Below are 5,947 nucleotides of genomic sequence, written 5' to 3' on the forward strand. Positions count from 1 at the left end.
TAGGCGCCCCGAACGCGCCTTTCACGGCTTCCGGCCGGCCGGGAACAGGAAGACCTGGTCGGGGGTCTCGGTCCGGTCCGGGGTGTCGGGGAGCGGGATGCGGCGGCCGGCGGCCCAGCGGCGGCGGCGCGCCCTCGGCAGCGCGACCGCGAGGATCGTGGCGACCGCGATGGCCGCGACCACCAGTCCGGTGGCGAGCTTCGCGCCGGTACCCATGTCGGACCACCACGCCGCCTCGCGGAGTGCCGCCCGGTCCGGCGGCTTCGGTGACACGCCGGGTGCCGCCAGCGGCTCGCGGTCGGTCAGGTCCTCGGTGACCGCGCGGTACGGGTCGACGATGCCGGCGCCGTACTCGAGGCTGCGCCGGCCGCCCGGGGCCGGGTCCGCGGTCGCCTTGAGCCGCTCGGCGACCTGCACGGCCGTCAGTTCCGGGTGGGCGGACCGGACGAGCGCCGCGATCCCGGACACGAACGGCGCGGCGAAGCTGGTGCCGGCCCAGTAGTGGTGACCGGCCACCCGGGACGCGGCGACCACGTCCTCCCCGGGTGCCACCAGGTCCACGTAGGAACCGATCTGCGAGCCCTGTGCGCGGACGCCGTCGATGTTGATGGAGCCGACGCCGAGCACCCCGTCGTAGGAGGCCGGGTACGACGGCGCCGCGCCCTGTTCCGCGCGGTTGCCGACCGCCGCGACCAGCAACGCGTCCTTGGCCTGGGCGTAGGCGACGGCGTCGCGGATGTCCGGGAAGTCGCCGTAGCCGGACAGGGACAGGTTGATCACCCTGGCGCCGCTGTCGGCCGCGTAGCGGATGCCCTCGGCGACGATGCCCGGGTTGATCGGGGTGGCGTCGCCGCTGTCGTTCAGCTCCCGGTCGGTGACCCGCACGGGCAGGATGCGGGCGTCCGGCGCGACCCCGCGGAAGCCGATGCCGGGCGCGGGTGACGCGGCGATGATCGAGGCCGCGGCGGTGCCGTGGGACACGCAGTCGAAGTCGCCCGGCAGGTCGCCGACGAGGAAGAAGCCCGCGACGGGCAGTACTTTCCCCCGCAGCTGCGGGTGGTCGGCGTCCACACCGGAGTCGACGACCGCGACCGTGACGCCCGCGCCGGTGCTGTGCGGCCAGGTGCGGTCGAGGTCGAGCAGTTGCTGCGCCCACGGCAGCTGGGTGATGACGTCCCGCGCCGGCTCGGGGTCGCCGCGGCAGGCGCCCTCGGGTGGCGCGGCCGACGCGGCGGCCGGCAGGCCGAACGCGAACGCGGCCACGAGCGCGGCGGTGGCGACCCCTCTCATGCCTGCGATCCTGCGGTGTCGCGCCGTGCACGACGTCGCCGTGGCCGGAACCGGTCAGTGCGGTCGCCCGCCGTCGTGTCCCGATCATCCTGGAGTCCAGGCGCGAGTCGGGAGGTCGGGAAGTGGAGAGGTCAACCACCGAGCTGACCGGGCGGCTCGCCGAGTACGCCCGCCTCGCCGAGCGGGTGAAGGCCCTGCAGGACGGCGTGCACGACCTCCGCGGCACCGGTTACTCCACCGACGGACTGGTCACCGCCGTGGTCGGCGGGCGGGGTGAGCTGCTGGAGCTTTCGCTCGATCCCCGGATCTACCGCGAGCCCAACGCCGCCGAGCTGGCGGCCAAGATCGTCGCGGCCGTGCACGAGGCCGCCGCGGAGGCCGAGCGGGAGGCGACCGGCCTCGCCGCGAAGCTCATGCCGCGCGACCGGCGCGCGGACGTCGACCCGCGGTTCGACCTGGCCCTGCACGTACTCGGCGAGGCGTCGGCACTGGAGGGCCGGAAATGAGTGACGAGGACAAGTCCAGCTGGAGCGCCATCGACCTCAACGGCACCGGCGTCAGCATGTACCCGGCGCCGACGGCGAAGAACATGGCCGACGTCGCCGACACCGACACCGGCGCGCGGGACGGGTGGAGCAAGGGGAAGGGCGCCATCTCGTCGCTGGAGGGCAAGCTCGGCCAGGGCCCGATGGGCGGCCCGTTCCGCGAGCAGTACAACCCGGCGGCCACGCAGCTCACCACCGCCATCAACAACATGGTGGCGAACCTGAGCCAGGTCTCGAAGGCGGGCACCGACGCCGTGCCGATGTACATCCAGGCGGACCTCGCGGCCGGCTACCACTTCGAGTTCTGAAGCCATGGCCGTACCGGAGCCCTCCGACAACGTCGGGTTCTGGGACACCATCAAGAAGTACACGGTCGACCAGGTCTGGCCACCCGACGACGAGCGTGACGCGTGGGCCCTCGCCGAGCAGTGGAAGGCCATCGGGAAGCTGATGGACGACACGGCCACCGACCTGGAGAACCAGGCGGCGGTGTCGGAGACGGTGTGGCTGGACGACGCGGGCGCCCAGTTCGCCTACGCCCTGCGGAGCCTGCCGGCGAACTTCCGGCTGATCGGCCAGAGCATGCACTCGCTGGCCGACGGCATCGACGACTACGGCAACTCCCTCCGCGAGGCGCGGATCAACATCATCATGGAGCTGGTGGCCAACATCGCCATCTTCGCCGCACTGGCATGGATGCCGGGCGGTGGTTTCCTCGCCGAGGGCCTGGCCCGCGTCATCGCCGGCCGCCTGACGTCCATGATCACCAGCCTAGCCGGCAGGGCGCTGTCCGGCGGGCTGACCAAGGCGCTGGAGATCGGCGCCCACGTCGGCGTCGAGATGGGCAAGGAGTCCATCGACGAGGCCCTCATCAACGCAGCCACCCAGCTGACCAGCATGGCGATGGGGACCAGGGACAGCTTCGACTACGGCCAGCTCGGCCAGAACACCCTCGCCGGCGCCCTCGGTGGCCCGCTGGGTCAGGTGGTCGGCAAGGCCGCCGCCCCCCTGTCGAGGGCGACCGGCGCCGCTCTCGACAGGGTCCTGCCCTCCGGCCTGGCCAGAAACCTCAACGCCGGCCTCACCTCCGCCGCGAACAACGCCATCACCTCGCCGACCGCGGGCTACATGGCGCAGAACATCAACAACCTGTCGGCGCTGACCGACCTCGGGGGGTACACGGACTCGTTCAAGCAGAACGCCATCTCGTCGGCGTTGGTGGGCGCCCCACGGTCGATGGTGGTCGACGGGGTGCAACAGATGCACCCGAACGGTGAGCACGTTGTCGATGACTGGGTGGGCCGGGTCACCGGCGAGCCGCCGGCCGGTGTCGATCTTCCGCCGGCTGGGGCGGACGGGGGTGCTCCCGGTGGCCAGGGCGACCTGGGTGGCGGCGGTGGGGCCACAGGCGGGTCTGGCGGTGACACGCAGACGGGCGGCAACACGGGCGGGGACGTCGGCGGGGGCACGGACGGCAACGCTGGAGGGGCTGCCGGCGGGGATGCCGGAGGCACTGCGAGCGGAGATGCAGGCGGAAATACCGGCGGTGACGTGGGCGGGAACGCCGGCGGTGACGTGGGCGGGATCGCCGGGGGCGACGCAGGCGCCGACGCCAGGGGGAGCACCGGCGGCACCGCGGGCGGCGATGCCAGCGTCGACGCAGGAGGGAACGCTGGCGGGGACGTCGGAGGAGGTGCGGGCAGTCACGCGGGTGGTGATGCCGGCGGCAGCACCGGAGGGAACACAGGCAGCGACGCCGGTAGTGGTGCCGGGACCGATGCGGGTGGTTCGCAGGCTGGTGGCAACGGCTCCCAAGCCGGCGGTGACACGAGCGGCACCCAGAACGCCGGCGGTGCATCCCAGGGGACCAACCCCGGCTCGCCCGTGGCAGGCGATCAGGCCGGCCAGTCCGGGGCCGTCGACAACGTCACGCAGTCGCACTCGGGTGACCAGACCGTCGGCACGACGGGTGCCGCACCCGTCGGCTCGGCGCCCATGCACACGGGCACCGCCGCCGGTCCCACCCACACGACGTCCGCCGGTCAGTCCACCAGTACTGCCCAGTCGACCAACGGCCAGTCAACCAACAGCCAGCCCGGCCAGAACCAGTCCGCCAACGCCCAGTCAGGCCCGAAGCCAGGCACAAGCCAATCCACCAACGGCCAACCAAGCCCGAGCCAATCCACTAACGGCCAGCCAAGCACAAACCAGTCCCCCAACGGCCAAGCGGGCACGAGCCAACCCGCCAACGGCCAACCGGGCGCGAACCAATCCAGCAACAGCCAACCGGGCGCGAACCAACTCGCCAACGGCCAACCGGGCGCGAACCAGTCCAGCAACGGCCAGTCGGGGACGAACCAGTCCGCTAACCAGGCCGCCAGCGGTCAGTCCACTGGGAACTCATCGTCCAAGGGGCAGTCCGCCGCCGAGCAGGTGAACGCCAGCCAATCCTCCGGAAAGCAGCCCGGCACCGGCCAGTCCGGCCAGAACCAAGCTGTTGGGGTGCCGGCCGGTGCCAATCCGTCCGGGAAGGCTCCGGGCGCCCGGGCCACGGACGAACGCGGCGGCCTCGACCAGGGCAGCTCGAAGTCCGCCGAGGACGCGGCCGAGGTTGTCGTCACGTCGGCGGGTGCTCTGGTTGTGGGGCAGGCGGCTGCCGCGGCTGTCGCCGCGCCGGCGGAGGGTGCGCCGAAACCGTCGGGCGCTTCGAAGCCGGCGCATACGAAGGTGGGTCAGCCACCGGTCGAGCCACCGTCCACTTCGGACGATAACGGTACCGCGCCGGAGTCGCAGCCGGATGATCCGGGCCAGCCCGTCCAGGTGGAAACCCATGACCTGGGCAAGTTCTCGGACGACCGCCTCGACTGGGCGGGCGGTGTGATCACGCACATCGACAAGGTGCCGGTGGCCGAGAAGATGCGTGAGCTGGCGCGCGAGCGGACGCAGAGGTACCTGGACGCGAAGGCCGCCGGCGTGCTGGCCGGTGCCAGCTTCGGCAACACGGTCTCGGTGGTGCTGAACCTCCGGACGGGCCGGGTCTACGAGTCGACCAACGGCGCACAGGGCGACACGCTCGCGGACGCGGACGTGCACCCGAAGCTGGCGGCCCGCCGCGACGAGCTGGAGAACGGGGGGCCGTACAAGGATTTCGCGGCGTCGGGCGCACCGCGGTCGAACCAGGAGAAGAAGTTCCCCGGGCCGGACAGTCAGCCGTTCAAGCACGCCGAGGTCCGCGCCGCGAACGCGCACCTGCACGTGACGGCGGAAGACGGCGCGCCGATCGAGGTCGAGCTGAGTGACCTCCTGGCGGAGACGTGGTTCACCCGAGCCGGCGGCGTCCGACCGGCCCCGTTCTGCGCGACCTGCTCCGGCCTCCTGCACGACGTCCACTCGCGCGAGGAACGCCTCGTCTACCGGCACGAGAACGGCGGCCGGCTCGTCCGCGAGCCGGGCAAGCTGCCCGCGGAACCGGCCGCACACACCGAATCCACCGGCCCGACCTCACCCAACCCCCACGATGCACCGACGACACAGGCCGACACGTCACCACGCCCACCGAGACTGCGGGGCTCGCCACCGCCGCCACCGAACCCAACAACGCCGCCGAACTCACCGAACCCCACGACACAACCAAATTCACCAACGCCACCAAACCCAACTATCCCGCCCAACCCCACGACACAACCCAACTCATCAACGCCACCAAACCCAACAACCTCGCCCAACCCGACAACGCCGCCCAACCCGACAACGCCGCTCAACCCGGCAACGCCACCCAGCCCGACAAACCCGCCCAACTCACCGAGCCCGGCCACGCAACCCCACCCAACAACCCCACCCAACCCCAGGACGCCGCCCAGCCCAACAGCCCCACCCACCTCACCCAACCCCACAACGCAACCCAACCAACCAGCCCCACCCCGCCCTACAACGCAACCCGGCCCCACGACCCCGTCCAACTCACCCAACCCCACAACGTCACCCAACCCCACCACGCCGCCCAGCCCAGCAACCCCGCCCAACTCAACCAACCCGACAACGCCGCTCAACCCGACAAACCCGCCCAACTCACCGAGCCCGGCCACGCAACCCCACCCAACAACCCCACCCAA

The 5,947-nt window shown here is 71.8% G+C and carries 3 protein-coding genes and 1 pseudogene; 3 read left to right on the forward strand and 1 reads right to left on the reverse strand.

What is annotated here, in order from left to right; genetic code table 11:
- Positions 1 to 21 precede the first annotated feature (21 nt).
- On the reverse strand, positions 22 to 1,290 hold the full coding sequence (mycP, locus tag ACJ73U_RS33375) for a type VII secretion-associated serine protease mycosin (RefSeq protein WP_407781732.1): 1,269 nt from the start codon (positions 1,288 to 1,290) through the stop codon (positions 22 to 24).
- 122 nt (positions 1,291 to 1,412) lie between these two features.
- Between mycP and ACJ73U_RS33380 the strand changes: the two genes are divergently transcribed.
- From ACJ73U_RS33380 to ACJ73U_RS33390, 3 genes and pseudogenes are all read left to right on the forward strand, one after another.
- Positions 1,413 to 1,796, forward strand: coding sequence for a YbaB/EbfC family nucleoid-associated protein (locus ACJ73U_RS33380; protein WP_407781733.1), 384 nt, complete (start codon positions 1,413 to 1,415; stop codon positions 1,794 to 1,796).
- Positions 1,793 to 2,143, forward strand: a complete 351-nt coding sequence (locus ACJ73U_RS33385) for a hypothetical protein (protein WP_407781734.1) — start codon at positions 1,793 to 1,795, stop codon at positions 2,141 to 2,143. The genes ACJ73U_RS33380 and ACJ73U_RS33385 overlap by 4 nt, the downstream gene beginning before the upstream one ends.
- 4 nt (positions 2,144 to 2,147) lie before the next feature.
- Positions 2,148 to 5,947, forward strand: a pseudogene (locus tag ACJ73U_RS33390) (hypothetical protein); the annotation flags it as partial.

It is taken from the genome of Actinophytocola sp., from assembly GCF_045807065.1.
Taxonomy (GTDB): Bacteria; Actinomycetota; Actinomycetes; order Mycobacteriales; family Pseudonocardiaceae; genus Actinophytocola.

Excerpts from the sequence above, each read along its gene's own strand:
- mycP (WP_407781732.1), bottom strand. The coding sequence starts at position 1,290 with ATGAGAGGGGTCGCCACCGCCGCGCTCGTGGCCGCGTTCGCGTTCGGC.
- ACJ73U_RS33385 (WP_407781734.1), top strand. The coding sequence starts at position 1,793 with ATGAGTGACGAGGACAAGTCCAGCTGGAGCGCCATCGACCTCAACGGC.